Origin of the sequence: Duganella sp. Root198D2 (assembly GCF_001428585.1) — a bacterium.
Taxonomy (GTDB): Bacteria; Pseudomonadota; Gammaproteobacteria; order Burkholderiales; family Burkholderiaceae_D; genus Rugamonas.
The window spans coordinates 165,345-190,587 of sequence record NZ_LMIC01000051.1; the positions used below are offsets into that span (position 1 = coordinate 165,345).

A 25,243-nucleotide genomic window follows, 5' to 3' on the forward strand; every position below is an offset into this window, starting at 1 on the left:
TTCCTTGCCGCAGAGGCGTCTTCACGTTATTGTAGTTCCACTGTGGAATATTATTGCTTTTAACTAGCTTTCGGGGAGATCGCGCGCTTGTTAGTCATTGTCGGTTACCTCATCGTCCTCGGCTCCGTTTTTGGTGGTTTCGCGCTGTCCGGCGGCCATTTGGCGGCCCTGTTCCAGCCACTGGAGCTGCTGATGATTGGCGGCGCTGCTGCCGGCGCTTTCTTTGTTGGCAATAACGGCAAGTCGATCAAGGCCACGCTGGCCGCGCTGCCAACCTTGTTCAAAGGTTCACGCTATACCAAGGATTTGTACATGGAGCTGATGTCGCTCCTGTTCGACGTGCTGTCCAAAGTGCGCAAGGAAGGCCTGATGTCGATCGAAGGCGACATCGACAAGCCGGAAGACAGTCCGCTGTTCAGCAAATATCCGGCGGTGCTGGAGGATCACCATATCATCGAGTTCATGACCGATTACCTGCGCCTGATGGTGTCGGGGAATATGGATGCTTTCCAGATCGAGAACCTGATGGACAACGAGATCGACACCCATCACCAGGAAGGCCATGTGCCGGCCCACTGCATCGCCAAGCTGGGCGATGGCTTGCCGGCCTTCGGTATCGTGGCGGCGGTGATGGGCGTGGTGCACACCATGGAATCGGTGGGCATCCCGCCGTCCGAGCTGGGCATGCTGATCGCGCACGCGCTGGTCGGTACCTTCCTCGGCATCTTGCTGGCCTACGGTTTCGTCGGCCCGCTGGCCAGCCTGCTGGAGCAGAAGCTGGAAGAGTCGACCAAGATGTTCCAGTGCGTGAAAGTCACGCTGCTGGCCAGCCTGAATGGTTATGCCCCGGCACTGGCTGTGGAATTTGGCCGCAAGGTACTGTACTCTACCGAGCGCCCCAGCTTCTCCGAGCTGGAAGAACATATCAAGAAATCGAAGTCGAAGTAATGGAAGCGAGGACCTGCCATGGCTGAAGAAGGCCTGCGGCCCATTGTCGTCAAGAAGATCAAGAAGGGCGGGGGCGGCCACCACGGCGGCGCCTGGAAGATCGCTTACGCCGACTTCGTGACGGCGATGATGGCGTTCTTCCTGCTGATGTGGCTGCTCGGTTCGACTACCAAGGGCGACCTGAACGGTATTTCCGAATACTTCAAGACGCCGCTCAAAGTCGCCATGCAAGGCGGCTCCGGCAGCGGCGACAGTTCTTCGGTGATCCAGGGCGGGGGCTCGGACCTGTCGCGCCGTACCGGCCAGGTCAAGATGACGGACGATCCGGCGCAGTCGAAATCCTATAACCTCGATGCCGCCAAGAAGGCGCTCGAAGCGGAAGAGAAATCACGCCTGCAGGCGCTGCGTGCCCGGATCGAAATGACCATCGATACCAATGCCGAACTCAAGAAGTTCAAAGAGCAATTGCTGCTGGACTTTACCAGCGAAGGCTTGCGCATCCAGATCGTCGACTTGCAAAACCGCCCCATGTTCAATGCCGGCAAAGCCGACTTGCAACCGTATGCCGGCGAAATCCTGGAAGCCATTGCGCCGGCCCTGAACGACGTGCCGAACAAGATCGGCCTGTCCGGCCACACCGACTCCACGCCGTATTTCACCGAAACGGGGTACAGTAACTGGGAACTGTCGGCCGACCGCGCCAATGCCTCGCGCCGCGCGCTGCTGCATGGCGGCCTGGCCGACAATAAGATCCTGCGCGTGGTGGGCCTGGCCAGCGCTGCCCACCTGGACCGCGCGGATCCTTTCAACCCGATCAATCGCCGCATCAGCATCATTGTGATGAACAAGAGGACCGAGGAGAATGTGCTGCGTGACGGCGGCAAATTGCAAGTCGGCCTCGATACGGAAGCTACGCAAGCCGCGGCGGCAGCGGCACCGGCTGCGCCGGCAGGGAAGAAATAGAGACTTTATGACAAGAAAGAAGATCCTTGGCTCGCATGTGAAACGCCTGCTGTCAGGCGTGTCGGACCATGGCCGGCGCCACCTGACGGAAGTCGAGACCGACCTGCTGCAGACCAACCTGCTGCTGGAGGAAGCGATCGACAAGCTGACGCGCAACTTCATGGCGATCCATGAAGCGGTCAGCGCGCAGCAAGCGACCATCGAGCTGCTGCTGCAAGGCGGCAATCCGTCGGCCGAAGACAAGGCGCGCCTGAAGGAAATGAACGAACAGGTAAGCGGCTACGTCAACGCCGCCATTACCAGCATGCAGTTCCAAGACATGACCAGCCAGCTGATCGACCGTACCCTGAAGCGCGTCACCGGCTTGCGGGAATTCCTCGGCACGCTGGGGGCGCACGGCGCCGAAGTGGTGCCGGAATCGGGCAGCGACGAGATCGTGGACCTGCTGAGCAAGGTCAGCATGGCGCTGGCGATCCAGAGCCTTGAACTGCGCAGCGTGCTGCGCAAGGCGGTCAGCCAGAAGCACCTGGAAAGCGGCGACATCGAACTGTTCTGAATACACACAAAAATTTTACTAAGTGAGAAAAAAAGATGGCTAAAACAATTCTTGCAGTCGACGACTCCTCCTCGCTGCGCCAGATGGTGGCATTCAGCCTGAAGGCAGCCGGCTACCAGGTGGTGGAAGCAGTCGACGGACAGGATGGCCTGGAAAAGGCCAAGCTGCAAACCGTGGACCTGGTGCTGACCGACCAGAACATGCCGCGCATGGACGGCCTGCAACTGATCAAGCTGCTGCGCGAGCAGCCGTCGTACGCCAAGGTTCCCATCTTGATGCTGACCACCGAATCGTCCGACGAGATGAAGGCCAAGGGCCGCGCCGCCGGCGCGAATGGCTGGCTGGTCAAGCCTTTCGACCCGCAACGCTTGATTGAGGTAGTGAAGAAGGTCATTGGCTAATTAAGGGGTGTGGCATGACCATCGACATTAGCCAGTTCTACCAGGTCTTCTTCGATGAAGCGGAAGAACTGCTGGCTGAAATGGAGCGTCTGCTGCTGGGCGTGGACGTCGAGTCGCCCAGCGAAGAAGACTTGAACGCGATTTTCCGTACCGCGCACTCGGTGAAGGGCGGGGCGTCGACGTTCGGCGTGACCGACATGACCGAAGTGACGCACGTGCTGGAGACGCTGCTGGACCGCATCCGCAAGGGCGAGATGGCCTTGACGTCGACCCATGTCGACGCCTTCCTGGCGGCCAAGGACATCCTGAAGATGCAGCTGGACGGGCACCGCCTGGGCAGCGCGGTTGACCAGGAAGCCGTGGGCGACGTGCGCATGATGCTGCAGGAGCTGGCGCAGGACGTGCACATCGAAGCGATGGCGCCGGTGGCGTCGGGCTTCAGTACGCCGGAAGCGCAGTCGGTCGACCACAGCGGCGGCAAGCGCTACCGGCTGGAGTTGCCGCCCATGGTGCACCGCGAGGTCGAGGCGCTGGCAGCGGAACTTGGCCTGATGGGCCACGTGGAACTGGTGCCGCTGGACGCCGAGCGCCACGCCATGATCGTCACCACCCACGAATCGCTGGACGATATCGTGGCCATCTGTTCCTTCGTGATCGATGCCGAGCAGATGAAGGTCAGCGAGCTGCCTGCGCTGAGCCCGACCCAGGCCGCGCGCGAGAACGCCGAGCGTGAACGCAAGGAAGCGGAGCTCGGTTATGGCTTCTTCGATCCCCTGCCAGGCGCAGGCGCCGCTGCCGCTGCCGCAGCCCCCGCGGCCGACGGCGAAGGCTACGGCTTCTTCCAGCCGCTCGACGAAATCCGCGGCAATGCCGGCGCTGCCGCCGAAGATGCGCGCGGTTACGGCTTCTTCCAGCCGCTGGAAGTGATCCGTGCCCAGGCCGGCGTCCAGGATGCGCCGGTGGAAGCAGCCAAGCCGAGCGAAGAGCTGGAAAAGAAGGCTGCCCGCAAGGAAGCGGAAAAACAGGCCCACGCGCCGGCCGGCGGCGAATCGTCCTCGATCCGCGTCTCGGTGGAGAAGGTCGACCAGCTGATCAACCTGGTGGGCGAACTGGTGATCACGCAAGCGATGATCGAACAGCGCGCCAGCACCATCGACCCGGTGCTGCACGAAAAGCTGCTGAGCGGAATTTCCCAGCTGACCCGCAACACGCGCGACTTGCAGGAATCGGTGATGTCGATCCGCATGATGCCGATGGACTTCGTGTTCTCGCGCTTCCCGCGCATGGTGCGCGACCTGGCCACCAAGCTTGGCAAGAAGGTCGAATTCGTCACCAGCGGCGCCGCCACGGAACTGGACAAGGGCCTGATCGAACGCATCGTCGACCCGCTGACCCACCTGGTGCGCAACTCGATCGACCACGGCATTGAAATGCCGGACGTGCGCAAGGCGGCCGGCAAGTCGGAAACGGGGCGCCTGTTCCTGTCCGCCTCGCACCAGGGCGGCAGCATCATCATCGAAGTCTCGGACGACGGCGGCGGCTTGAACCGCGACAGGATTTTGGCAAAGGCGCGCCAGAACGGCTTGCCGCTGTCCGACAATATGACGGACGCCGATGTCTGGCAGCTGATCTTCGCGCCGGGCTTCTCGACCGCCGAACAGGTGACCGATGTGTCGGGCCGCGGCGTCGGCATGGACGTGGTCAAACGCAATATCACCGCCATGGGCGGCACCGTCGACATCCGCTCCGCCAAAGGCTTTGGCACCACCATCTCGATTTCCCTGCCGCTGACGCTGGCCATCCTGGACGGCATGCTGATCCAGACCGGCGAAGAGGTCTACATCCTGCCGCTTGGCTTCGTGCTCGAATCGCTGCAGCCGGCGCCGGAAGACGTCAAGGAAATCAGCGGCAAGGGCCGCGTCATCAAGGTCCGTGGCGAATACCTGCCGCTGATCCCGCTGTACCAGATTTTCGATATCACACCGCGCTTCACCGATCCATGCCAGGGCATCCTGGTGATCGTGGAAACCGAGGGCAAGAAGGCCTGCCTGTTCGTGGACGAACTGGTGGGCCAGCAGCAGGTCGTGGTCAAGAACCTGGAATCGAATTACCGCAAGGTGACCGGCATTTCCGGTGCCACCATCCTCGGCGACGGCGGCGTGTCGCTGATCCTGGACGTGACGGCGCTGGTGCGCTCGTCGCGCCAGCTGGTTGACGAATCAAACTTTGTGAAGGAAGAACCATGAGCGACGCAGCAAGCGCCGGAACAGCCGTCCAGGAATTCCTGGCTTTCAAGCTGGGCGCCGAAGAATACGGCATCGATATCCTGAAAGTGCAGGAAATCCGCGGTTACGAAGCGGTGACCCGCATCGCCAATGCGCCGGAATTCATCAAAGGCGTGATCAACCTGCGCGGCATCATCATCCCGGTGGTGGACATGCGCATCAAATTCAAGCTGGGCGAACCGGTGTACGATCAGTTCACCGTGGTCATCATCCTCAATATCAATGGCCGCGTGGTGGGCATGGTGGTCGATTCGGTATCGGACGTGACGTCGCTGACGCCCGAGCAGATCAAGGCCGCACCAGACATGGGTACCGCCTTCAGTACGGAGTACATGATCGGCCTCGGCACGATCGACGAGCGCATGCTGATCCTGGTGGATATCCAGCGCCTGATGTCCAGCCCGGAAATGGGCTTGAGCGAAAAACTGGCAGCCTAAAACATAAGAATACAGATCCGGCAGGATACTAGGGGGAGAGAACAAAATGAACATGCGCGAATACAAGATAGGTACCCGGCTTGGTTTTGGTTTCGGGATTATTCTGCTGATCCTGGTCGGCACCGTGCTGCTGACCAACGTGCTGAACTACCGCAACAAGTCCGCCCTGATGACCGGCCTGGATGTCTCCGGTGCCAAGGAATTGCAGGCGCAGTCGATGAAAAGTGCAATGCTGGAAACCGGTATCGCCATGCGTAATATCGGCCTGCAGTCGGACGTCAGCCTGATGCAGAAGGAAGAAGAGAAGGTCAAGGCCAACCGCGCCCGCTACGACGCGGCGCGCACCAAGCTGCAAAGCCTGGGCCTGAACGACGCCGAGAAGAAGGTGGTGAACGACATCTCCGCCCTGCAAACCGACGTTGATGCAGCCTTCAAGGAGGCGATGGGGCAGATCATGGCCTTCAACGCCGAAGGCGCAGCGAAAGTCATTGCCGGCCGCATCGATCCGCTGCAGCAGCAGACCCTGACTGCGCTGAACAAGCTGGTCGATTTGCAGCAGGCGGCGGTCGCCGACTTCAAGGAAAGTTCCAACAAGGCCGACCGCAGCCTGACCATGTGGATGGTGGTGCTGGCGGCGGTAGCGGTCGGCGTCGGCATTCTGTGCGCCCTGGCCATCACCAAGTCCATCACCCGTCCGCTGTCGGGCGCGGTGGAAGTGGCGCAGAAAGTGGCTGCCGGCGAACTGACCTCGCAAGTGACGGTGGAGGGCAAGGACGAAACGTCCGAACTGCTGCAGGCGCTGAAGGACATGAACGAAAGCCTGGCCAATACCGTCGGCCAGGTGCGCGCATCGACGGAAACCATCACCACCGCCTCGCAGGAAATCGCGACCGGCAACGCCGACCTGTCGGCCCGCACCGAATCGCAGGCCTCTTCGCTGGAGGAAACCGCGGCGTCGATGGAAAACCTGACCTCCACCGTGAAGCAGAACGCCGACAATGCGCGCCAGGCCAACCAGCTTGCCGTATCGGCATCCTCGGTGGCCGTGAAGGGCGGCCATGTCGTGTCGCAAGTGGTGGACACCATGGGCTCGATCAAGCAGTCGTCGACCAAGATCGTGGACATCATCGGCGTGATCGACGGCATCGCCTTCCAGACCAATATCCTGGCGCTGAATGCCGCGGTGGAAGCGGCGCGCGCCGGCGAACAGGGCCGCGGCTTCGCCGTGGTGGCATCGGAAGTGCGCAACCTGGCGCAGCGCAGCGCCGCGGCAGCCAAGGAAATCAAGGCCCTGATCGACGACTCGGTCGACAAGGTCGATGCGGGCGGCCGCCTGGTCGATGAAGCCGGCCAGACCATGGGCCTGATCGTGACCTCGATCAAGCAGGTGGCCGACATCATGGGCGAAATCACCGCCGCCACCCTGGAACAGAGCCACGGCATCGAGGAAGTCAACGCCGCCATCGGCCAGATGGACGAGATGACGCAGCAGAATGCCGCGCTGGTGGAAGAAGCCGCCGCCGCCGCCGAATCGATGCAGGACCAGGCCAACAACCTGGCCCAGGCGGTGTCGATCTTCAAGCTGGCCGGCGACGAATTCGCCAAGCGTGCGGCGGCAGCGCCGCGCAAAGCCAGGCCGGCGGCGCCGGCGCGCAGCACGGCGGTAGTGCCGGCCACCCCGGCCGCGCAGCCGGCGAAGAAGAAGCTTGCGGCTGCCGCCCCATCCGGCGACGACTGGGAAGAGTTTTAACGTCCATGTAACCGCGGAGAGCTATAAAAATGGCGCTGACCAAAGAGACCGTGAAAGAGTTTGACTTCAACGGCAAGGATTTTGAACGGGTCCGCGCGATGATCTACAAGCGGGCCGGCATCGCGCTGGCCGACTCCAAACAGGAGATGGTGTACAGCCGCCTGGCGCGACGCTTGCGCGCCACCGGCATCAATAGTTTCGTACACTACCTGGACGACCTGGAAGCAGGGCGCCTGGGCAACGGCGAGTGGGAGGCGTTCACCAATGCCCTGACCACCAACCTGACGTCGTTTTTCCGCGAATCGCACCACTTCCCGCTGCTGGCCGAGCACCTCAAGGCCAAGCGCGGGGAACCGATCAACATCTGGTGCTCCGCCAGTTCCACCGGCGAGGAACCGTATTCGATTGCCATCACCTGCTGCGAAGCCTTCAACACGCTGACGCCGCCGGTGCATATCCTGGCCACCGATATCGACACCAATGTGCTGGCCACGGCCGCCAACGGCGTCTACCCGATGGAGCGGATCGACAAGCTGTCGCCCGAGCAGCAGCGCCGCTTCTTCATGAAAGGACGCGGCGCCAACGAAGGCATGGCGCGCGTGCGGCAGGAACTGCGCTCGCTGATCACCTACCGGCAGGTCAACCTGCTGGACGAGAGATGGGATATTCGTCCCGGCTTCGACGTGATCTTCTGCCGCAATGTGATGATCTACTTCGACAAGGCAACGCAGCGCAAGATCCTGTCGCGCTTCGTGCCCTTGATGAAACCGGATGCCCTGCTGTTCGCCGGCCATTCCGAGAACTTCCTTTACGTGTCGGACGCTTTGAAGTTGCGCGGTAAGACTGTCTACGAACTCGATGAGCGCAAGAGGGCATGACATGGATAAAGAACAATTCGCAACCAATGTCTATTACGACAGGACCTTCGACTGCGACGCGGCGAAGATCCTGCCGGGCGAGTACTACTACACCCAGAAGGACATGCTGATCGTGACCGTGCTCGGCTCCTGCGTGTCGGCCTGCATCCGCGACCGGCTGACCGGCCTGGGCGGCATGAACCACTTCATGCTGCCGGACGGCGGCTCCGATGCCGGCAGCCCGGTTTCCGCCTCGGCGCGCTACGGCACGTATGCGATGGAAGTGCTGATCAACGACCTGCTGAAGGCCGGCGCGCGGCGCGACAACCTGGAGGCCAAGGTGTTCGGCGGCGGCGCGGTGCTGAAAGGCTTCACCGCGATCAACGTCGGCGAACGCAATGCCGCCTTCGTGCAAAGCTTCCTGAAGAACGAGAAGATCCGCATCATGGCGGAAGACCTGTGCGACATTTACCCGCGCAAGGTCTACTTTTTCCCCAAGACCGGCAAGGTGCTGGTCAAGAAACTGATGCAAACCCATAACGACACCCTGGCGCAGCGTGAAAACGACTACGCCAACCGCCTCAAGGCCAAACCGGTGGCGGGCGAGGTCGAGCTGTTTTAAGAAACCAGGTGTACATAATGAACAAGATCAAAGTCCTGATTTGCGACGACTCCGCGCTGATCCGCAGCGTGATGACGGAGATCATCAAGAGCCAGCCGGACATGGAAGTGGTGGGCGTGGCGCCCGACCCGCTGGTGGCGCGCGACCTGATCAAGCAGACCAACCCGGACGTGCTGACGCTGGATGTCGAGATGCCGAAGATGGATGGCCTCGACTTCCTCGAACGCCTGATGCGCTTGCGGCCGATGCCGGTGGTGATGGTGTCTTCGCTGACCGAGCGCGGCTCGGAAATCACGCTGCGTGCGCTGGAACTGGGCGCGGTCGATTTCGTCACCAAGCCCAAGATTTCGATCCAGTCCGGCATGCGCGAATACGCCGACCTGATCTCCGACAAGATCCGCGCCGCCTCCAAGGCCCGGGTCCGCGCCCGCACCCTGCCTGCTGCCGGCGCGGCAGGCGAGGGCGGCACGACGCTGCCGCAATTACGGAACCCACTGATGTCTTCGGAAAAACTGATTATTGTCGGCGCGTCAACGGGCGGCACGGAAGCCATCCGCGAGTTCCTGATGCAAATGCCGTCGGATTGCCCGGGCATCCTGATCACCCAGCACATGCCGGAAGGCTTTACCAAATCGTTTGCCAAGCGCCTCGATTCGCTGTGCAAGATCTCGGTCATGGAAGCGCAGGGCAATGAACGCGTGCTGCCAGGCCACGCCTATATCGCGCCGGGCCATTCGCACCTGCTGCTGACCCGTTCCGGCGCCAACTACATGACCAGGCTGGACCAGGGCGAGCCGGTCAACCGCCACCGCCCATCGGTCGATGTGCTGTTCCGTTCGGCAGCCCAGAATGCCGGTAAAAACGCGGTTGGGGTGATCCTGACCGGCATGGGCAAGGACGGTGCGGCAGGCATGCTGGAGATGAAGAACGCCGGGGCGTATAATTTCGCGCAGGACGAAGCCAGCTGCGTGGTGTTCGGCATGCCGCGCGAGGCGATTGCCGTTGGTGCAACGCACGAAGTCGGCGCCTTGCCGGCGCTGCCCGGGATGGTATTGGGTTATCTTGCGCAGCATGGCTCGCGTGCATTGCGCGTTTGACACGTGATTGACAGTTTTGGGGTAGTTAGTTCGCCTTGGAGCAACGAAAATGCTATCCTACAACTTGCTGGGTACACCACTTTAATTAATAACCGCGTAAGTAGAAACAACGGAGCAATTCATGGCTGATCCAAAGATGAAATTTTTGGTTGTTGACGATTTCTCGACGATGCGCCGCATCGTGCGAAATCTCTTGAAGGAACTGGGTTATGCCAACGTGGACGAGGCGGAAGACGGCGTGATGGCGCTGGCTAAACTGCGCGCGGAGCAATTCGACTTCGTGGTCTCCGACTGGAACATGCCGAATATGGATGGCCTGACCATGTTGCAGAACATTCGTGCCGACCCGGCGCTGGCCAAGCTGCCGGTGCTGATGGTGACCGCCGAGGCCAAAAAGGAAAACATCATCGCGGCTGCGCAGGCAGGCGCCAACGGCTATGTGGTGAAGCCGTTCACCGCGGCCACCCTGGATGAAAAGCTGAACAAGATTTTCGAAAAGCTCGGCGCTTGATCCCGGCTTTACAAGTAATTTGCGGTGGCGGCCCTGGCCGCCGCCGTTCCCTCCCGAATCAAGCATAAGACCACGTATGCATCAGTCACATTTCCTGGTTCGTGAACCCCTGCTCGATCCCGAGCAGCGCGTGGTCGGCTACGAACTTACATGGCAGCAGGAAGCTGCGACCCATGTGCCCTCCCTGGAAGAACTCGAGGGCCTGGTCGGTTTCGTTGCCGGCCAGGTGAATCACCCCGAACACGGCTGGCTGCTGAAACAGAAGACCCTGTTCCTGCAAGCCGTGCCGGGCATGCTGTCGACCGATTCCATGTTCGACCTGCCGCCCGAGCACACCGTGCTGTCGCTGAAAACCTCCGAGCTGGCCAATCCGACCACGCTGGCGGCCGTGCAGGGCCTGCGTGCCGGCGGAGTCGGCATCCTGCTGCGCGAAGCCGACCTGGCGCGCGTGGGCAGCCGCCTGGGCACCATTTGTTCGTATGTCGAAGTACGCTTTACCGGCGCCGATGTGGCCGCGCAGGCGCGCGCCTATTCGCTGCTGAAGACGTCCAATATCCGCATGGTGGGCCGGCCGGTCACCACCTGGTCCGATTTCGATGCCTGCGCCGCCCTGGGGCTGGATGCCTTTGTCGGCAAGCTGCACCTGACCCCGCGTCCGGGCAGCGAGGGGCAGGGTTTGAATCCTTCCCAGACCATCATCTTGCAACTGATGCAGATGGTGAATGCCAATGCCGACGTGGTCCAGCTGGAAAGCGTGCTCAAGCGCGATGCGGCCCTGTCGTACAAGCTGCTGAAGTACATCAACTCGGCCGGTTTTGGCGCCGGGCGTGAAGTGCAATCGCTGAAACAGGCGATCCAGCTGCTGGGCTACCAGCCGATGTACCGCTGGCTGACGCTGCTGCTGGCGACCGCTTCCACCTCCGGCTTCTCGCCGGTGCTGCTGGAAACTGCCGTGGTGCGCGGCCGCCTGGCTGAATTGCTGGGCCAGAAGGCACTGGGCAAGGCTGATGCGGAGAATATCTTCGTAGCCGGCATGTTCTCGCTGCTGGACCGCCTGCTGGGCATCCCGATGAAGGATGTGCTGCAAGAGATCCAGCTGAACGACGAAGTGGTCAAGGCGCTGCTGACGCGCGGCGGCAAGTACGGCCCGTTCCTGGCACTGGCCGAAGCTTGCGAACTGAATTCGAACCTGGTCAGCTCGCTGGCCGATTCGCTGTCGCTGACGCCGGAAGACGTCAACAAGGCCCACCTGTCGGCCCTGGCCTGGACCCAGAGCGTCACGGCGTAAGCAGCGCTGGAGCGCCCGTTGCCGGGCGCTCCATTCCCCACCGAAAAATTACTTGGTCAAGCGGTAGCGCTGTTCGCGGTACAGCAGCGAAGGCGCGATCACGTGCGCCATGGCCTGGTCGACCTGGGCCTGGGTTGGCCTGGTATCGGTCAGCTGCAGCTCGCCCTTGGCGAAGTCGTAGCGGCCGATCAGCGGCTCCTGGCTTGGGCGCAGGATGGTTGCGGTGTCGCCTTCGAGCCAGGTGAAGTAGTTATCGAACTGCATGATCGCGCGGCCCGGGGTGGTGCTGTCCTTGACGAAGTCACGGCCGATCATCGGGTGCGTGCTGGAAATGCCGATCATCGACAGCAGGGTAGGGCCGAGGTCGATCTGGCTGGCCAGGGTCGTGATGCGTTTCGGCGCCACGTCCGCCCCCAGGATCAGGCCCGGGATGTGGAACTTCTTGATCGGCATCAGGCTGTTGCCGTACACGCGGTTGTCGTGGTCGGCCACGATCAGGAACACCGTATCCTTCCAGTAATCCTGCTTTTTCGCCTCGGCGATGAACTTGCCGAGCGCGTAATCGGCATATTTGACGGCGTTGTTGACGGTCTGCTTGGCCGGGTCGTGCAGCTCGATCTTGCCATCCGGGAATTCAAACGGTTCGTGGTTGGAGGAGCTGAAAATCAGGCTGAAGAAGGGCTTCTTCTGCGCATGCAGCTGTTTCAGGCGCTCCAGCGATTTGTCGAACAGGTCTTCATCGGATGCGCCCCAGCTGCCGACAAACTTCGGCTGCATTTCGCTGCGGTCGACCACGTTCTGGAAGCCGTTGCCGGTGAAGAAGCTGCGCATATTGTCGAAGTGCGCCTCGCCGCCGTACACGAATTCAGTGTGGTAGCCCTGCTTGCCCAGGCCCAGTGCCAGCGTATAGAAGTTCTGCTGTGCCAGCGAGAGCTTGACGACGCTGCGTGCCGGGGTCGGCGCATAGCCCGCGACGACAGCTTCAATGCCGCGCACCGAACGGGTGCCGGTGGCATACAGCTGCTCGAACCACCAGCCTTCGTTCTTCAGTTTTTCCAGCTCCGGCGTGACCGGCAGGCCGCCCAGCGATTGCACGAAGGTGGCGCCCAGGCTCTCTTCCAGCACGATCACCAGGTTGAGCGGCTTGTCGCGCTGGATGGCGGCTTGTTGCGCATGCAGGGTTGGCAGTTCCGCTTGCGTGAACTGGTAATCGCGCAGCCATGGCGCCGACGTCACTGCCGGGAACACTTTCTCGCGCGGGAATTTGCCGTAGATCTCGGAGGAATTGGCCTCCTTGCGCATCGAGGCGATGGCATCGATGACCGACCATGGCGAATTGATGATCAGCGAATTGACCATGGCATCGCCGGTCAGCGCGAACGTCGCCGGATTGGCCGGGCGGTGCTCGGTGGTGGAGCGGATCTGGAAGCCGACCAGCAGCACCAGCAGCGGCCAGGTCAGCAGCACCAGCTTGGGCGACCACATGCCGGTGCCGGCGGACGCCGACTTCAGCAGGCGGAACACCAGCACGCTCAGCAGGACGGTGCCGCTGACGCCAAGAATCACCGCGAGGCGGAAACCGTTCCACAGCGTGGCGGCGACTTCCTTCGGATAGGACAGGTATTCGATGAACAGGCGGTTCGGCCTGAAATCGTATTGCATGATGAACTGCGGCGTGGACAGTTCCATGAAGATGATGAACAGCAGCCCCAGGCTGGCCCAGGTCACGGTGAACAGCTTCCATGCGCGCGCCGAATAGCGCTGGGCCAGGAAAGGCGCCAGCACCAGCGGCAGCGCGAGCAGGTAGCCGAGCAGGATCAGGTCGGCGCGTACGCCTTGCACCAGCATCTCACCCAGGATGCCGGTGGCGCTGACGCGCTCCCATTGCCAGGCGGCCAGGCCAAGGCGCGAGAGCGAAAGGATCACCAGCCCGGCAAGCACCATCTGCACCAGGGTAGCGTAAGGGCCTGCCCATTGGGTCAGGCGGGCAAGGCGGGCTGCAGCGCGGTTCATGTTGTCAGCCCATCATGGCGCCGGCGCCGGCGCTGAGCAGCCAGGCGGTCAGCAGCAGGAATGCCATTACGCAGCTGAACAGCTTATCCACCAGGCGCGCTTCCGCCGTCTGCTGGAATACTGCCGGCTGGCCGTAGCCAAAGCCGAGGAAGTAGGCGGCAAAGATGGTGGACATATAATGCACCGCGCCGAACAGTTCGCCCAGCTCGCCTTTGCGCGGATGGTCGATCAGCACGTGCGACAGCGCCACCAGCACCAGGTAGATGACGGAGACAGGCAGCGGCGGCAGGTAGACGCCGAACTTCTCGACGAAATTGCGCACGGCAGGACGGCTGCGCGCCAGCAGCGGCAGGATCACGTTGTGGGTCAGGCCGGCCAGCAGGATCATCTTCAGCATGATGGTCTTGTGGATGCTGCCGCCCTTGCCGATGGCCAGGTTATGCAGGTTGGTTTCGCCCTGGCGGTTGTTATGCTGGAAAAATTCGGACGATTGCACATGCAGGATGCGCTGGAACCAGCTGATCTCTTCCATTGCCGCGGCGGCCACCAGCAGGCCCAGGCCAAGCATGCCGAGGGTAGCCAGGTCGAAGCCGTTGCGCTTCCAGCGCTCAATGGCGGCAAACACCAGCAGGCCCGCAGTCATGGCAAAGCACAGGAACTGCAGCCATTCGACGATGCCGTCTTCGGTCAGTACGCGCATCAGTTGTTCCGGCGAATTCTTCACCGACACTGCCAGCAGCAGCGCGAAAATATTGATGGCGATGCCGGTCAACAGGACCGGATGCGAATACCATTTACGGTTTAACACTGACTACTCCTTGATTGTTTGTTGCAGAATTGCGTTCCCGCTTGCGCCAGGCCCGGATGGCGAGCGTCAGCACGGCCCAGAGCCAGAGCATGGGATCGAGCAGTGCATCCCACAGGTTCCCGGTGGGCAGGCGCAGCAAGGTGAACAGGGTGAGGGCAGCCAGCGCAGCAAAGGCTTGCGGCCGCCAGCGGCCCTGGACGATCCAGGCCGCGCACAGCACCATGACGGCCAATGCGAACAGTGGCGCCCCGCGCGGGCCGAAGCCCCAGAAATACAGGCTGAGCGAGATCAGGCCCAGCGCGTCAAGATAGAGGACGGTGCCGAACAGCGCGATCGTGCAGGCCAGGGCCACGGGCATGACGCCGGCAGCGGCTGCCGGCCGCCAGGGCCGGGCCAGGCGCACCAGGCAAAGGCCGGCCAGCAATCCGCTCGGCCACTGCAGCGCGAGGGCAATCCAGTAAGCCGGCGAAAGCTTGCCAGGCAACAGCGTCACTACGATCATGAAGCCCAGCAGCAGGGCTGTTGCCCGCCGCGAAAGCTGGCGCGAAGCCGGCAGCAGGCTGACAAGCAAGGTGGCGAGCACGATGCCCCATGCCACCTTGCCATACGTGTTTTGCAGCAGCAGGTCAGGAAGGGTCATTCCGCGCCCCCTTTGAAATCCAGGTCGATCACATGGTGCGCGATCGCTTCGCGGCGCGAGGTATAGGTGATGTGCAGCTCATCGCCAACCTGGTGCAGGTCGGGATAGGAAAATTCTTCGCCGGCGCTGCCGTGGGCGATGTCGGTGACGTGCGTCCAGTTGCGGCCGTCGTCGGTGGTCGACAGGCGCAGCACATTGCGGTCGGATCCGCCGGGCACGATATGGTTATGCAGCAAGGCGATACTGCCGTTGCTGAGGCGCAGCGCGCTGAGGGAAGTACTCTGGTTCGGCAGGGAGAGTGCGGGCAGGTCGTCCCAATTGACGCCGCCGTCGCTGCTGCGCGCATGCTGCACCCGCTGCTCGCCGCTCGAATCGCGCATCCAGGCGTGCACTTCGGAAGAGGAGAAGGGGACGATGGTTGGCTGCAGCGTCGAAATGCGGCTGCCGATGCGCGAGATCCAGCGCGGATCGCCGTTCTGGTCGAAGGCCAGCATCAGCGGATATTTGATGCCCATTTCAAAATAGGCAGGCAGCAGCCAGCCGCCATCGGCCAGGGCAACCGGCGTCGTGCGGACCAGCATGCTGGTATTGAACAGCGGCGACATCGGCAGCACGCGCTTGACCGTGAAGCTCTTGCCCAGGTCATCGGATACCATCTGGACGATGCGCGAGGCGGCCCAGCCGCCCAGGCCGGTCGCCACTACATACAGGTTGATGCGCCCGTCGGCGGCCCCCCAGGCAACCGGGTTGCCGACGCGCCGGACGCCGTAGCCAAGGGCGGCCGACAGCGACTCGCGGCTGGCCACTTCCCACGGCTGGCTCCACTTGCCATTTTCCCAATGCGAGGAATAGACCTTGACGTCTGGCCCGCTTTCGCGGCTGCCGGCCCACCAGAATGCAGCCATGCGGCCGCCAGGCAGCGGCGTCATGGCGCTGGAATGCGCGGATGGGGCGTTAGGCGGCCTGGGCAACAGCGTGGCGGAACGGGGGATGAATTTCACCTTGCCCGGCTGGGCGGGGACAAACAGCATGGCCGAGCTGGTCTGGCGCGTGTTGATCCAGCGCTTGTATTCGGCCCCGGCGGCAATGACGAGGATTGCGACGCATAACACCTTGACTAAAAGTGATGCGCTGCTGCTTCGGTCTTGAGTGCTGTCAGCCGTGGTAATGGCGCTAGCGCCCAAGCGGAATTCCATCCTGTTATTCCTATATACTGAAGGTCAGTCTGCAAATGAAAATTCACAAGAGGAGCATCCTACAATAAAGAAAGCAATTGTGGGAATTTTCTGATCGAGCGTTTAAAAGTTAGCAATAAACCAGTTGCGCTAAATCAACGGTTGGAGTCATTAAGCGGAAATATTGTCTGCGTAGCATCGGAACCACTCTAGCTACAGGAGGCGCCATGTTCTTCGTACGTTACTGCTGGACGTCGTCGCTCAAGGTACAGGTGGCAATTTGGATTGCGCTGGTGGCAGCGCTGGCTTCTGCGCATGGCACCAGCGCACAGGCTGAAGAGTTTGCGGTATCGCATCAAAGCCGCTGCATGCAAGAGCCGGGTTCGCCTGCTGTCGAGTTATGTGCGATGCGCACCATCCAGCTGGCTTCGCAATTGCATGGGCTGGAATTCGGCGACCAGGTCGCCGAGGCGCTGCGGTAAGAGCCGCTCAGATCTCGAGATTGTCGATCAGGCGGGTGGTGCCGAGTTTGGCGGCGGCCAGCACCACCAGTTTTTCGCCTTGCGCCAGGTCGCCGGCGTTTGGCGGTTGCAGGTCGTTGCGCTTGCGGATCGAAATGTAGTCAGGCTTCCAGCCGCGCGCAGCCAGTTCGTCCATTGCCTTGTGCTCAAGCTGGAATACGTCGAGGTGGCCGCCGCGCACGTCGTCTGCCACCTGGTTCAGCACGCGGTACAGCGCCGGTGCCTCGGCGCGTTCGCCGGCCGACAGGTACATATTGCGCGAGGACAGGGCCAGGCCGTCATCCGCGCGGTAGGTTTCGGCGGCGATGATCTCGGTTGGCATGCCAAGCTGGCGCGCCATGTTGCGTACGATCATGAGCTGCTGGTAGTCCTTCTTGCCGAACACCGCTACTTTTGGCTGCACGCAGGAAAACAGCTTGGTCACCACGGTGCAGACGCCGCCGAAGAAACCGGGACGGAACTCGCCTTCCAGCGTATTGCCCAGGCCGTCCGGCGGCTGCACGCGGTATTCCTGCGGCTCCGGGTACATATCCTTTTCAGTCGGCGCGAACAGCACGTAGACGCCTTCTTTCTCCAGTTTTTCCACGTCAGCCTGGAAGGTGCGCGGATATTTGTCGAAGTCTTCGTTCGGGCCGAACTGCAGGCGGTTGACGAAAATGGAAGCCACGACCGGGTCGCCGTGCTTGCGGGCCAGGCGCATCAGCGACAGGTGGCCTTCATGCAGGTTGCCCATGGTCGGGACGAATGCCGTGCGTAACTGGCCACTGAGCTGGTCGCGCAGTTCTTCGATATTGGAGATGATTTTCATAGTTTTTAGTCAGGCAGGCGAATACGCAAGACGCACGTAAATCGGTGCGAATGGCTCCGCCTGGGTAATTTCAATCAGGGTTTCCTTGGCCAGCTCGAGCATCGCGACGAAGTTCACCACCACCACCGGGGGCGGCGATTCCGGGTTGAACAACTCGGTGAATTCGATGAAACGGCTCGATTGCAGCTTGCGCAGGATGGAGGTCATGTGCTCGCGCACGGACAGCTCCTCGCGGGTGATCTTGTGGTGCTGCTTCAGCGTAGCGCGCTTCATCAGCATGCGCCAGGCGTCCTGCAGGTCGACCACCTCAACTTCCGGCCAGGTCGGCACCAGGCTTTGCTCGATGAAGACCTGGGTGCGCACGAAGTCGCGGCCGACCTGGGGCAGGGTGTTCAGGTCGTAGGCGGCCAGCTTGATCTGCTCGTATTCGAGCAGGCGGCGCACCAGTTCCGCGCGCGGGTCTTCCGCTTCCACGTCGAGGTCGTGCTGGCGCTGCGGCAGCAGCAGGCGCGACTTGATCTCGATCAGCATGGCCGCCATCAGCAGGTATTCCGCCGCCAGCTCCAGGTTGGTCTTGCGGATCTCTTCGACATAACTCAGGTATTGAAGCGTTACCTGGGCCATCGGGATGTCGAGGATATTGAAGTTCTGCTTGCGGATCAGGTACAGCAGCAAGTCCAGCGGGCCCTCGAACGCTTCGAGGATGACTTCCAGCGCGTCGGGCGGGATATACAGGTCGTTCGGCAGCTTGAGCACCGGCTCGCCATACAGGCGTGCAAAAGCGGCGCCGTCGGCTTCCGCCGGGGCGCTTGCTTCGGGTGGCGCGTCTTCCGCGCCGCTGCCTGGTCCGCCTGCGTCAGGCGGCAAGTCCGCGGCGACGGCCAGTTCAGCCTGTTCGGCCTGATCGTCCACCGCGTCTTTTGGCGACATGCTGTGTGCCGTCCCGGCTCTTATACCTTGTTCTGGTACACGTAAGCCTGTTGCTTGACCGACGAAGCCTTGTTACGGGCCTGGTCGTCCAGCGAGGTCGAAGGCTTGTCCCACAGGATCGCGCGGCCGGCTTGCTGGCCTGCTTCCATTTCCGGGTTCTTGGCTTTGAGGTCCTTGATGAACAAGGAATGGTCGGATTCGTATTTGTGGTTCTGCTTGAGGAATTTCATATCGTGAAAATAACTGGGTTCAGCAACGGACATTTTACCGTCTTTTCTCTTCAGAAACGATGCCGAATGCCAGCGACGTAGGTATTTCCCTTGCTAGCGTTGCTAATCTTGTCGTACAGCAGTACCGCATACACGTCCGTACGAGGCGAAAGGTTGTAATCGTAGCCGGCTGCAGCGGTGTCGCGATGGAATTCAGGTACCACCTTGGCTTCTTCGGTCAGGCGCGACCAGGCCACCATCCAGCGCCCCGCGCCGCCATGGGTTGGCACAGTGAAGCCGGCCTGTACGGAATGGGCATCGCGTTCGCTGACCTTGGCATGGTGGTCGGAATAGGAGGCGAACAGCTTGATCGCCTTGAAGTCGTAGGAGGCCGCGGCAAGGTAAGTACGCTGTTCCGGCACGGCCGCACTCAAGCCTGGGCCAAAGCGCACATTGACCGCGCCTGCCGTCACAGCCAGCTCTTTGCCGACGTATTTTGCGACGGCCGCCCAGTTGTTATTGTGCGCACCCGGCTGCTCGCCCAGCGAGTATTGGGCGACGAAGGTGGTGTCATGCACCGGGTTCGAGGCGTACTGGATCGAGTTGCTCCAGCCGGTATCGCCCAGCGTCGCATTGCCGCCGGCAGCGGTGTAAATCTGGTTGATCAGTGGCGAAAAGCGGGTCGAGGGACCAAAAGGGTTGATCTGCCCGGCGGCGACAAACAAGGGGTTGGCGATGCGGCCCATGCGCAACATGCCGAACTCACCGGCCAGGCCAACGTTGGCATTGCGGGCGAACATCGCCTCGCCGGGGAAGCGTCCCGCTTCGCCGGTATCGCCGCGGAAAAAGCCTTCGATCTGGAACTGGGCTTTCAGGCCGCCGCCCAGTGCTTCCGTACCGGAAAAGCCGTAGTAGGAAGTGATCATGCCGCCACTGTTGACGGCGTTGACGGCTTGCGGGGCGCTGGCGGTGGCTGTACGGCCGGCGTAGGCGTCGACGACGCCGTAGAGCGTAACCTGGGTTTGCGCCGACGCAGCGACAGGAAGGAGGAGGGTGATGGCTGGGAGCAGTCGTTTCATGAATACCTTCTTAATATTGTTGTTTAGGCCTCGTGCTGCGTCCCCATTGTCACTGCTGCCCAGTTCGGCGACAAGGAAAACTTCCCTTGCCGTGGGTGTGCAGCCACGCCGGTTTGCCAGCGCACAGACCCGCAGCAGTGCGCATCCCACAGTAAAGGCTCGATTTCGCTAAAGGAGGCCGCCATGGCTCAGGGTAAACAACTCAGCAATCAGAATCGCCAATCGGTGCAGACCGTCGAGTCCGACCAGACCGGCAATAAAGACACCGCCAAACGCAACACCAGGAACGAGGCATCACGCACCAAGGCTGGCAGCAGCGAAGGTGCCGGCGGCGGGGCAAAGCAGAAGGCCAAGCGCGGTTAGTTCAGAAATAGCGTATCCTTGCGGGCACCATGAAAGCCCGCACAGCAATACTTCTGACCATACCGCCATTGCTCTGGGCGGGAAACGCGATTGTTGGCCGGTTGGTGGCACACGATGTGCCACCAGTCATGCTGAATTTCCTGCGCTGGGCGATTGCTTTCGTTTTGCTGTTGCCATTTGCCGGGCCGATTTTCCGCCGCGGCAGCGGGCTCTGGGCAAACTGGCAGCGCTTTACCGTGCTGGGTTTGCTGGGCATCGGGCTGTATAACGCCCTGCAATACCTCGCCTTGCAAAGCTCCACCCCGATCAATGTGACGCTGGTTGCATCGGGCATGCCGGTCTGGATGATGCTCACCGGCTGGCTTTTCTTTGGTGCCGGCGTGTCGCGGCGCCAAGTGGCCGGAGCAGTCTTGTCGATTGCCGGCGTCCTGCTGGTGTTGGCGCGCGGCGAATGGTCGCATTTGATGGAATTGCGCCTGGTGGCGGGCGATGTATTCATGATCATGGCCACAATCGCCTGGTCTTTATATAGCTGGCTATTAACGCGCACCACCGGTCCGGCGGATATTCGCAGCCATTGGGCAAGTTTCCTGCTGGCGCAGGTGGCTTTTGGCGCGATATGGTCGGGCCTGTTTGCTGCCGGCGAATATGTTTTATCGACTGCCTCAATTCACTGGAGCTGGCCGCTGCTTGCTGCGCTGGCCTATGTTGCAATTGGCCCGGCGATTATTGCATTCCGCTGCTGGGGCGCTGGCGTACAGCAAGCCGGGCCGGCAATTGCATCCTTCTTTGTAAATCTCACGCCTTTATTTACTGCAATGTTGTCCTCCTTGATTCTCGGTGAAGCGCCAAGAATTTATCACGCGATTGCATTTATCCTGATCGTCGGCGGGATTATTATCTCCTCCGGCCGTGCGACGACCCGGCGCTGAATCTGATAATTTCAAATTTTCTGATGGAGGTTGCCATGCGTATCCTCATCCTTGCCGCGCTTGCGGCCATCATCTCCCTGAGTGCCTGCCAGAAGCCGCCACCCAAGCCGCCTAAACCTATTGCTGCCATGAGCCAAGTAATAGCCTGAACATGCCAGGTATTGGCGCGATGGCGGGTTTGATTTAAAACCCGACATTCCCCCCAATTATTAATGCGCGCAATTAGTCCTTTCGACGACATTACCTGCACGGGTATTCAAAGCGGCACCTGGAAATTGACTCGAGCTTATAGGGCGCGCCCAGTATACAAGCCGAATTAGGGCAGGATCGGCGGCGGCAGTAGTCGGGGCGACGGGCATGGTCAATACCTGGGCTGACCTGTTGCTCAAGTACTGGCAGTTCACCGAAATGGCTGAGATGGTGGCACCTTACAAGGACCTGCCGCCGTCAACCTCGCTGGCTTCGATGGATCTCTCGCTGCAGCGCGCCCTGGCTGCTGAGCCGGGCATGAAAGTTGGCTTTGTTGCATTCCCGGGCACGCCATTCACCAGCGCCCACCACTATGGCATTTTCATGCGCGGCGACCAGGTGCTGACCTCGCGCTTGTACCAGCCGGTGCTGGTCGATGTGCAGACGGCACAGGTGACCGACAACCGCGACCTGCCTTGGTACCTGACCGCACCGCTGATTTCGCAGCCGCTGCACTTCGGGGGCTATGGCGGCCAGCTGATGAAACTGCTGTGGGCGCTGCTGGATATCGAGACTATCACTGCGCTGGTTGGCGATGGCTGGTGGGATGCGGCGTCCGCAGTCGCCCTTGGCGCGCCGGCAGTTGTGGGCATTTACTTTGGCTGGATGCGCGTTTGAATTTTCTTGACATGCCCCCAGTTATAATTTCGGCATGAATGGTTTTCTTTGTGCCTTATTGATGGTCGTTGGCGGGACGATCTCGTGCTTCCTGCCGATCGGCCTGGTTTTACGGGGCACGCTCCCCGCGGCGGTTGCCGCGCTTGGATTCCTTGCCTACGAACCGGTGCGCGAGGAGGCTGTACGCGTGGAAGCGAATGGCCGCACCATTGCACCCAGCTCGATGCGTATCGAGTGTTCAGGCAGGTCCGGCAAGGTACACTACACGTTCAGTGTGGATGGGGTGGAGTACCAGGGCACTGCTACGCAGCGTCGTTGCCCCGCATCCTCAGTGATGTATCACATTTGACGGTAACCTATCAGGCCGACAATCCTGCAGTTTTTACAACGCTGCCAGATGCGCCGGTTTCGCGCGAAGAACAGGAAGTTTCTCTTGTTGTTCTATTTCCCGTTTACGCTTTTCAGCCTTGCCGCATGGGGCAGCGTTGACGAAGCCAGAAGCCGCGCCAGGAAGGGCGCGGCGGAAGGCGGCGTCAGTGCCCGCTAATGCCGGAGATGGCGCCGCATCACCAGCGGGGCCGGCTCAAGCGGATTGGCGTGCGAGTATTCGAGTTCTTCGGCAAGGGTGAATTCGTAGGCGGTGTAGAAGTCGATCAGCTTGGGCTGGTCGCTGCGCACGGCGAGGCGCAGTTCTTCGATGCCAGCTGCAAGGGCGTGGTGGATCACGGCTTCCAGCAGGTGCTGCGAGAGGTTGGTGCCGCGGTAGCCGGCCACTACGCCCATGCGCAGGATTTCCCACACATCGGGCTCCGCGTCGAGCGGCAGCCAGCGCACGGAGCCGATCGGCGTATCCCCATCGAGCAAAATAAAACCGCCGCCGTCGCGCAGGTGTTCGGCGACGTAGACGGCGGTTTCACGGTGCCCGCTGGAGGTGACGCTGACCTTGCCGGCCCACGCTTTGCGCGTGAGCTCGGCGATCAGGGGCGCATCTTCAGCGGTCGCTTCGCGAACTATTATGTCCATGCTTAACGGACGCGCATGCCCGGCTCGGCACCCGGCCACGGATTCAGCACGTAGATGCCTGGATTGGCTTTTTCATCCTTGGCGGATGCGGCCAGTACCATGCCTTCCGACACGCCGAACTTCATCTTGCGCGGCGCCAGGTTGGCGACCATCACGGTCAGTTTGCCGACCAGGTCTTCCGGCTTGTACATCGACTTGATGCCGGAGAAGACGTTGCGGTAGCGGCCTTCGCCCACGTCCAGCGTCAGGCGCAGCAGCTTGCCGGCGCCTTCCACGTGTTCGCAGTTGACGATCCTGGCGATGCGCAGGTCGATCTTGCTGAAATCATCAATCGAAATCTCGGGAGCCAGTTCTTCGATGTCGCCTGCGGCGGGGGCCTCAAGCGCCGGCGCTGCTTCGGCAGCAACGGCAGCTGGTGCTGGAGCCGCTGCGGCTTGCTGTGCAGGTGCATCAAACAGGTCTTCGATCATCTTTGCATCGACGCGGGTCATCAGGTGGCTGTAAGCGCCGATAGTACGGCCCAGCATTGGCTCCCATGCTGCGCCGGATGCGACCGAGGTATCAGCCCAGGTGTAGGCGGCGTCGTTCAGGAAGGTGCGCACGTTGGCGGCAACGCCCGGCAGCACTGGCGACAGCAGGATGGTCAACTGGCGGAACAGGATCAGGGCAGCGGTGCAGACGTCGTGCAGTTCGGCCACCTTGGTTTCGTCCTTGGCCAGGATCCACGGCTTGTTCTCGTCGACGAAGCGGTTGGCCACGTCGGCAATTTCCATGATCTCACGCAGGGCTTTGCCGAATTCGCGCGATTCGAAGTTGGCGCCGATGGAGGCCTGGCGTTCGCTGCCGTCTTCTGCCAGCAGCGCCTTCCTGATCCATTCCTGCGAAGAGGCGGACAGGGAAGGAGCCAGCTTGCCGTCGAATTTCTTGGCGATAAAGCCTGCGCAACGGGATGCGATGTTGACGAACTTGCCGATCAGGTCCGAGTTCACGCGCGCCACGAAGTCGTCGCCGGTGAAGTCGAGGTCTTCGACGCGGGAGTTCAGCTTGTAGGCCAGGTAGTAGCGCAGCCACTCCGGATTCATGCCCAGGTTCAGGTAGCGCAGCGGCGAAATGCCGGTGCCGCGCGACTTGGACATCTTCTCGTTGTTCACGGTCAGGTGGCCGTGCACCGCAACCTTCATGCGGTCGATGGTCGGGTGCTTGGCGAATTGCAGCATCGCCGGCCAGAACAGCAGGTGGAAGGAGACGATGTCCTTGCCGATGAAGTGGATCTGCTCCGTACCTGGATCGGCCAGCAGCGCGTCGTAGTCGAGGCCTTTTTTGCCGCAGTAGTTTTTCAGCGAAGCCAGGTAGCCGACCGGCGCGTCCAGCCAGACGTAGAAGTACTTGTTCGGCGCGTCAGGGATTGGGATGCCGAAGTAGGGCGCATCGCGCGAAATATCCCAGTCGGCCAGCTTTTCGCCGGCTTCACCCAGCCACTCGGATACCTTGTTCACCATTTCCGGCTGCAAACGGCCAGGGGTGTTCAGCCAGTCGCGCAGGAACTCGAAGCAGCGCGGGTCGGACAGCTTGAAGAAGTACTGTTCCGAAGGCTTCAGGATCGGGGTGGCGTTGGTAAACACCGAATACGGGTTAACCAGGTCGGTCGGCTGGTAGGCCGCGCCGCACACTTCGCAGTTGTCGCCGTATTGGTCCTTGGCGTGGCACTTCGGGCACTCGCCCTTGATATTGCGGTCGGCCAGGAACATGCCTTTGACCGGGTCGAAGAAACGGTCAACGGTCTTGGTCTGGATCAGGCCAGCATCGCGCAGCTTGCGGTAGATGCCCTGCGACAGTTCCACGTTTTCCGGCGAATCGGTGGAATACCAGTTGTCGAACGCGATGTGGAAGCCGTCCAGGTACTGCGGACGGCCGGCGGCGATCTTGGCCACGAATTCCTGCGGGGTGATGCCTTCCTTTTCAGCGGCGATCATGATCGGGGTGCCGTGGGTGTCGTCGGCGCCCACGAAGTGCACCTCGCGCAAACCGTCGCCTTCGGCCTGCATTCGCTGGAAACGGACCCAGATATCGGCCTGGATGTACTCCATCATGTGGCCGATGTGGAAGGCAGCGTTTGCGTATGGCAGGGCAGTGGTGACGAACAGCTTGCGAGTCATAATT

The 25,243-nt window shown here is 61.3% G+C and carries 27 protein-coding genes; 17 read left to right on the forward strand and 10 right to left on the reverse strand.

The genetic code is table 11. The annotated features are described in order from the left end of the window. The first annotated feature begins 87 nt into the window (after nucleotides 1-87). The 12 genes from motA (at nucleotide 88) to ASE26_RS29130 (ending at nucleotide 11,715) form a co-directional block, all read left to right on the forward strand. On the forward strand, nucleotides 88-948 hold the full coding sequence (gene motA / locus ASE26_RS29075; RefSeq protein WP_055936071.1) for a flagellar motor stator protein MotA: 861 nt from the start codon (nucleotides 88-90) through the stop codon (nucleotides 946-948). A gap of 18 nt (nucleotides 949-966) precedes the next feature. Continuing rightward, a complete protein-coding gene (gene motB, locus ASE26_RS29080; RefSeq protein WP_055936073.1) occupies nucleotides 967-1,911 on the forward strand; it encodes a flagellar motor protein MotB in 945 nt (314 codons plus the stop codon). A gap of 7 nt (nucleotides 1,912-1,918) precedes the next feature. Next, nucleotides 1,919-2,467, forward strand: coding sequence for a hypothetical protein (locus ASE26_RS29085; protein ID WP_055936076.1), 549 nt, complete (start codon nucleotides 1,919-1,921; stop codon nucleotides 2,465-2,467). A 35-nt stretch (nucleotides 2,468-2,502) separates the two neighbouring features. After that, nucleotides 2,503-2,868 carry a response regulator gene (locus ASE26_RS29090; protein WP_055936079.1) on the forward strand — a complete coding sequence of 122 codons (366 nt, stop codon included), beginning with the start codon at nucleotides 2,503-2,505 and terminating at the stop codon, nucleotides 2,866-2,868. 14 nt (nucleotides 2,869-2,882) lie between these two features. After that, on the forward strand, nucleotides 2,883-5,114 hold the full coding sequence (cheA, locus tag ASE26_RS29095; RefSeq protein WP_055936082.1) for a chemotaxis protein CheA: 2,232 nt from the start codon (nucleotides 2,883-2,885) through the stop codon (nucleotides 5,112-5,114). Next, the gene (locus tag ASE26_RS29100) at nucleotides 5,111-5,590 is read left to right on the forward strand and encodes a chemotaxis protein CheW (RefSeq protein ID WP_055936085.1); all 480 of its coding nucleotides are present in this window, start codon (nucleotides 5,111-5,113) and stop codon (nucleotides 5,588-5,590) included. The genes cheA and ASE26_RS29100 overlap by 4 nt, the downstream gene beginning before the upstream one ends. A 46-nt stretch (nucleotides 5,591-5,636) precedes the next feature. Next, the gene (locus ASE26_RS29105; RefSeq protein ID WP_057247390.1) at nucleotides 5,637-7,340 is read left to right on the forward strand and encodes a methyl-accepting chemotaxis protein; all 1,704 of its coding nucleotides are present in this window, start codon (nucleotides 5,637-5,639) and stop codon (nucleotides 7,338-7,340) included. 29 nt (nucleotides 7,341-7,369) lie between these two features. Continuing rightward, complete coding sequence (locus tag ASE26_RS29110; protein WP_055936092.1) at nucleotides 7,370-8,218, forward strand: CheR family methyltransferase; 849 nt, start codon at nucleotides 7,370-7,372, stop codon at nucleotides 8,216-8,218. Continuing rightward, complete coding sequence (cheD, locus tag ASE26_RS29115) at nucleotides 8,199-8,819, forward strand: chemoreceptor glutamine deamidase CheD (RefSeq protein ID WP_200953849.1); 621 nt, start codon at nucleotides 8,199-8,201, stop codon at nucleotides 8,817-8,819. Before ASE26_RS29110 ends, cheD begins: the two co-directional genes overlap by 20 nt. Before the next feature lie 17 nt (nucleotides 8,820-8,836). Beyond that, the gene (locus ASE26_RS29120) at nucleotides 8,837-9,916 is read left to right on the forward strand and encodes a chemotaxis response regulator protein-glutamate methylesterase (RefSeq protein ID WP_055936098.1); all 1,080 of its coding nucleotides are present in this window, start codon (nucleotides 8,837-8,839) and stop codon (nucleotides 9,914-9,916) included. A 121-nt stretch (nucleotides 9,917-10,037) separates the two neighbouring features. Further along, nucleotides 10,038-10,427 carry a chemotaxis response regulator CheY gene (gene cheY, locus ASE26_RS29125; RefSeq protein WP_028104141.1) on the forward strand — a complete coding sequence of 130 codons (390 nt, stop codon included), beginning with the start codon at nucleotides 10,038-10,040 and terminating at the stop codon, nucleotides 10,425-10,427. A gap of 76 nt (nucleotides 10,428-10,503) precedes the next feature. Then, nucleotides 10,504-11,715 (forward strand): EAL and HDOD domain-containing protein, encoded by a 1,212-nt coding sequence (locus ASE26_RS29130; RefSeq protein WP_057247391.1) that lies wholly within the window; start codon nucleotides 10,504-10,506, stop codon nucleotides 11,713-11,715. Nucleotides 11,716-11,763: 48 nt separating this feature from the next. Here the strand turns inward: ASE26_RS29130 and ASE26_RS29135 are convergent, their stop codons facing one another. Genes ASE26_RS29135 through ASE26_RS29150 form a run of 4 tightly spaced genes read right to left on the reverse strand, consistent with a single transcriptional unit; the run spans nucleotide 11,764 to nucleotide 16,372 of the window. Then, nucleotides 11,764-13,728, reverse strand: coding sequence for an LTA synthase family protein (locus tag ASE26_RS29135; RefSeq protein WP_057247392.1), 1,965 nt, complete (start codon nucleotides 13,726-13,728; stop codon nucleotides 11,764-11,766). Between the two features lie 4 nt (nucleotides 13,729-13,732). Further along, nucleotides 13,733-14,536: a hypothetical protein gene (locus ASE26_RS29140; RefSeq protein WP_055936113.1), complete on the reverse strand. Its 804-nt coding sequence runs from the start codon at nucleotides 14,534-14,536 to the stop codon at nucleotides 13,733-13,735. Further along, complete coding sequence (locus ASE26_RS29145; protein ID WP_055936115.1) at nucleotides 14,523-15,176, reverse strand: hypothetical protein; 654 nt, start codon at nucleotides 15,174-15,176, stop codon at nucleotides 14,523-14,525. Before ASE26_RS29145 ends, ASE26_RS29140 begins: the two co-directional genes overlap by 14 nt. Further along, nucleotides 15,173-16,372 carry an exo-alpha-sialidase gene (locus ASE26_RS29150; RefSeq protein WP_082507539.1) on the reverse strand — a complete coding sequence of 400 codons (1,200 nt, stop codon included), beginning with the start codon at nucleotides 16,370-16,372 and terminating at the stop codon, nucleotides 15,173-15,175. Before ASE26_RS29150 ends, ASE26_RS29145 begins: the two co-directional genes overlap by 4 nt. Nucleotides 16,373-16,578: 206 nt before the next feature. On the opposite strand from ASE26_RS29150, the gene ASE26_RS29155 reads away from it, so the two are divergent. Next, nucleotides 16,579-16,833, forward strand: coding sequence for a hypothetical protein (locus tag ASE26_RS29155; protein WP_055936118.1), 255 nt, complete (start codon nucleotides 16,579-16,581; stop codon nucleotides 16,831-16,833). A gap of 7 nt (nucleotides 16,834-16,840) precedes the next feature. Here ASE26_RS29155 and panC read toward each other — a convergent pair whose 3' ends face one another. From panC to ASE26_RS29175, 4 genes are read right to left on the reverse strand one after another with little or no spacing between them, the layout of a single operon-like run. Further along, nucleotides 16,841-17,680: a pantoate--beta-alanine ligase gene (gene panC / locus ASE26_RS29160; protein WP_055936121.1), complete on the reverse strand. Its 840-nt coding sequence runs from the start codon at nucleotides 17,678-17,680 to the stop codon at nucleotides 16,841-16,843. Between the two features lie 9 nt (nucleotides 17,681-17,689). Further along, nucleotides 17,690-18,610 (reverse strand): ScpA family protein, encoded by a 921-nt coding sequence (locus tag ASE26_RS29165; RefSeq protein WP_055936123.1) that lies wholly within the window; start codon nucleotides 18,608-18,610, stop codon nucleotides 17,690-17,692. Between the two features lie 20 nt (nucleotides 18,611-18,630). Next, nucleotides 18,631-18,873 carry a DUF3460 family protein gene (locus ASE26_RS29170; RefSeq protein ID WP_307147164.1) on the reverse strand — a complete coding sequence of 81 codons (243 nt, stop codon included), beginning with the start codon at nucleotides 18,871-18,873 and terminating at the stop codon, nucleotides 18,631-18,633. A 17-nt stretch (nucleotides 18,874-18,890) separates the two neighbouring features. Further along, nucleotides 18,891-19,898, reverse strand: a complete 1,008-nt coding sequence (locus ASE26_RS29175; protein ID WP_055936129.1) for a porin — start codon at nucleotides 19,896-19,898, stop codon at nucleotides 18,891-18,893. A 183-nt stretch (nucleotides 19,899-20,081) separates the two neighbouring features. On the opposite strand from ASE26_RS29175, the gene ASE26_RS29180 reads away from it, so the two are divergent. The 4 genes from ASE26_RS29180 to ASE26_RS29195 all read left to right on the forward strand — a co-directional run bounded on the left by ASE26_RS29180 (nucleotide 20,082) and on the right by ASE26_RS29195 (nucleotide 22,409). After that, nucleotides 20,082-20,261, forward strand: coding sequence for a hypothetical protein (locus ASE26_RS29180; RefSeq protein ID WP_055936132.1), 180 nt, complete (start codon nucleotides 20,082-20,084; stop codon nucleotides 20,259-20,261). 29 nt (nucleotides 20,262-20,290) lie between these two features. Next, nucleotides 20,291-21,193 carry a DMT family transporter gene (locus ASE26_RS29185; RefSeq protein WP_055936135.1) on the forward strand — a complete coding sequence of 301 codons (903 nt, stop codon included), beginning with the start codon at nucleotides 20,291-20,293 and terminating at the stop codon, nucleotides 21,191-21,193. A gap of 357 nt (nucleotides 21,194-21,550) precedes the next feature. Next, the gene (locus ASE26_RS29190; protein ID WP_373922098.1) at nucleotides 21,551-22,060 is read left to right on the forward strand and encodes a hypothetical protein; all 510 of its coding nucleotides are present in this window, start codon (nucleotides 21,551-21,553) and stop codon (nucleotides 22,058-22,060) included. A gap of 34 nt (nucleotides 22,061-22,094) precedes the next feature. Next, nucleotides 22,095-22,409, forward strand: a complete 315-nt coding sequence (locus ASE26_RS29195; protein WP_055936138.1) for a hypothetical protein — start codon at nucleotides 22,095-22,097, stop codon at nucleotides 22,407-22,409. Between the two features lie 194 nt (nucleotides 22,410-22,603). On the opposite strand, the gene ASE26_RS29200 is transcribed toward ASE26_RS29195, so the two are convergent. Together ASE26_RS29200 and metG are read right to left on the reverse strand one after the other, a co-directional pair. After that, nucleotides 22,604-23,083: a GNAT family N-acetyltransferase gene (locus tag ASE26_RS29200; RefSeq protein WP_055936140.1), complete on the reverse strand. Its 480-nt coding sequence runs from the start codon at nucleotides 23,081-23,083 to the stop codon at nucleotides 22,604-22,606. Nucleotides 23,084-23,085: 2 nt separating this feature from the next. After that, nucleotides 23,086-25,239 carry a methionine--tRNA ligase gene (gene metG / locus ASE26_RS29205; protein ID WP_055936143.1) on the reverse strand — a complete coding sequence of 718 codons (2,154 nt, stop codon included), beginning with the start codon at nucleotides 25,237-25,239 and terminating at the stop codon, nucleotides 23,086-23,088. Between the last annotated feature and the right edge of the window lie 4 nt (nucleotides 25,240-25,243).

Coding starts and splice junctions, on each gene's coding strand:
- panC (WP_055936121.1), bottom strand. CDS start 17,680: ATGAAAATCATCTCCAATATCGAAGAACTGCGCGACCAGCTCAGTGGC.
- ASE26_RS29120 (WP_055936098.1), top strand. CDS start 8,837: ATGAACAAGATCAAAGTCCTGATTTGCGACGACTCCGCGCTGATCCGC.
- ASE26_RS29090 (WP_055936079.1), top strand. CDS start 2,503: ATGGCTAAAACAATTCTTGCAGTCGACGACTCCTCCTCGCTGCGCCAG.
- ASE26_RS29130 (WP_057247391.1), top strand. CDS start 10,504: ATGCATCAGTCACATTTCCTGGTTCGTGAACCCCTGCTCGATCCCGAG.
- ASE26_RS29180 (WP_055936132.1), top strand. CDS start 20,082: ATGGCTCAGGGTAAACAACTCAGCAATCAGAATCGCCAATCGGTGCAG.
- ASE26_RS29165 (WP_055936123.1), bottom strand. CDS start 18,610: ATGTCGCCAAAAGACGCGGTGGACGATCAGGCCGAACAGGCTGAACTG.
- ASE26_RS29155 (WP_055936118.1), top strand. CDS start 16,579: ATGTTCTTCGTACGTTACTGCTGGACGTCGTCGCTCAAGGTACAGGTG.
- ASE26_RS29175 (WP_055936129.1), bottom strand. CDS start 19,898: ATGAAACGACTGCTCCCAGCCATCACCCTCCTCCTTCCTGTCGCTGCG.
- ASE26_RS29110 (WP_055936092.1), top strand. CDS start 7,370: ATGGCGCTGACCAAAGAGACCGTGAAAGAGTTTGACTTCAACGGCAAG.
- ASE26_RS29170 (WP_307147164.1), bottom strand. CDS start 18,873: ATGTCCGTTGCTGAACCCAGTTATTTTCACGATATGAAATTCCTCAAG.
- motB (WP_055936073.1), top strand. CDS start 967: ATGGCTGAAGAAGGCCTGCGGCCCATTGTCGTCAAGAAGATCAAGAAG.
- ASE26_RS29150 (WP_082507539.1), bottom strand. CDS start 16,372: ATGGAATTCCGCTTGGGCGCTAGCGCCATTACCACGGCTGACAGCACT.
- ASE26_RS29145 (WP_055936115.1), bottom strand. CDS start 15,176: ATGACCCTTCCTGACCTGCTGCTGCAAAACACGTATGGCAAGGTGGCA.
- ASE26_RS29185 (WP_055936135.1), top strand. CDS start 20,291: ATGAAAGCCCGCACAGCAATACTTCTGACCATACCGCCATTGCTCTGG.
- ASE26_RS29190 (WP_373922098.1), top strand. CDS start 21,551: ATGGTCAATACCTGGGCTGACCTGTTGCTCAAGTACTGGCAGTTCACC.
- cheA (WP_055936082.1), top strand. CDS start 2,883: ATGACCATCGACATTAGCCAGTTCTACCAGGTCTTCTTCGATGAAGCG.
- ASE26_RS29085 (WP_055936076.1), top strand. CDS start 1,919: ATGACAAGAAAGAAGATCCTTGGCTCGCATGTGAAACGCCTGCTGTCA.
- ASE26_RS29105 (WP_057247390.1), top strand. CDS start 5,637: ATGAACATGCGCGAATACAAGATAGGTACCCGGCTTGGTTTTGGTTTC.
- cheY (WP_028104141.1), top strand. CDS start 10,038: ATGGCTGATCCAAAGATGAAATTTTTGGTTGTTGACGATTTCTCGACG.
- metG (WP_055936143.1), bottom strand. CDS start 25,239: ATGACTCGCAAGCTGTTCGTCACCACTGCCCTGCCATACGCAAACGCT.
- ASE26_RS29135 (WP_057247392.1), bottom strand. CDS start 13,728: ATGAACCGCGCTGCAGCCCGCCTTGCCCGCCTGACCCAATGGGCAGGC.
- ASE26_RS29200 (WP_055936140.1), bottom strand. CDS start 23,083: ATGGACATAATAGTTCGCGAAGCGACCGCTGAAGATGCGCCCCTGATC.
- ASE26_RS29195 (WP_055936138.1), top strand. CDS start 22,095: ATGAATGGTTTTCTTTGTGCCTTATTGATGGTCGTTGGCGGGACGATC.
- cheD (WP_200953849.1), top strand. CDS start 8,199: ATGAGCGCAAGAGGGCATGACATGGATAAAGAACAATTCGCAACCAAT.
- ASE26_RS29100 (WP_055936085.1), top strand. CDS start 5,111: ATGAGCGACGCAGCAAGCGCCGGAACAGCCGTCCAGGAATTCCTGGCT.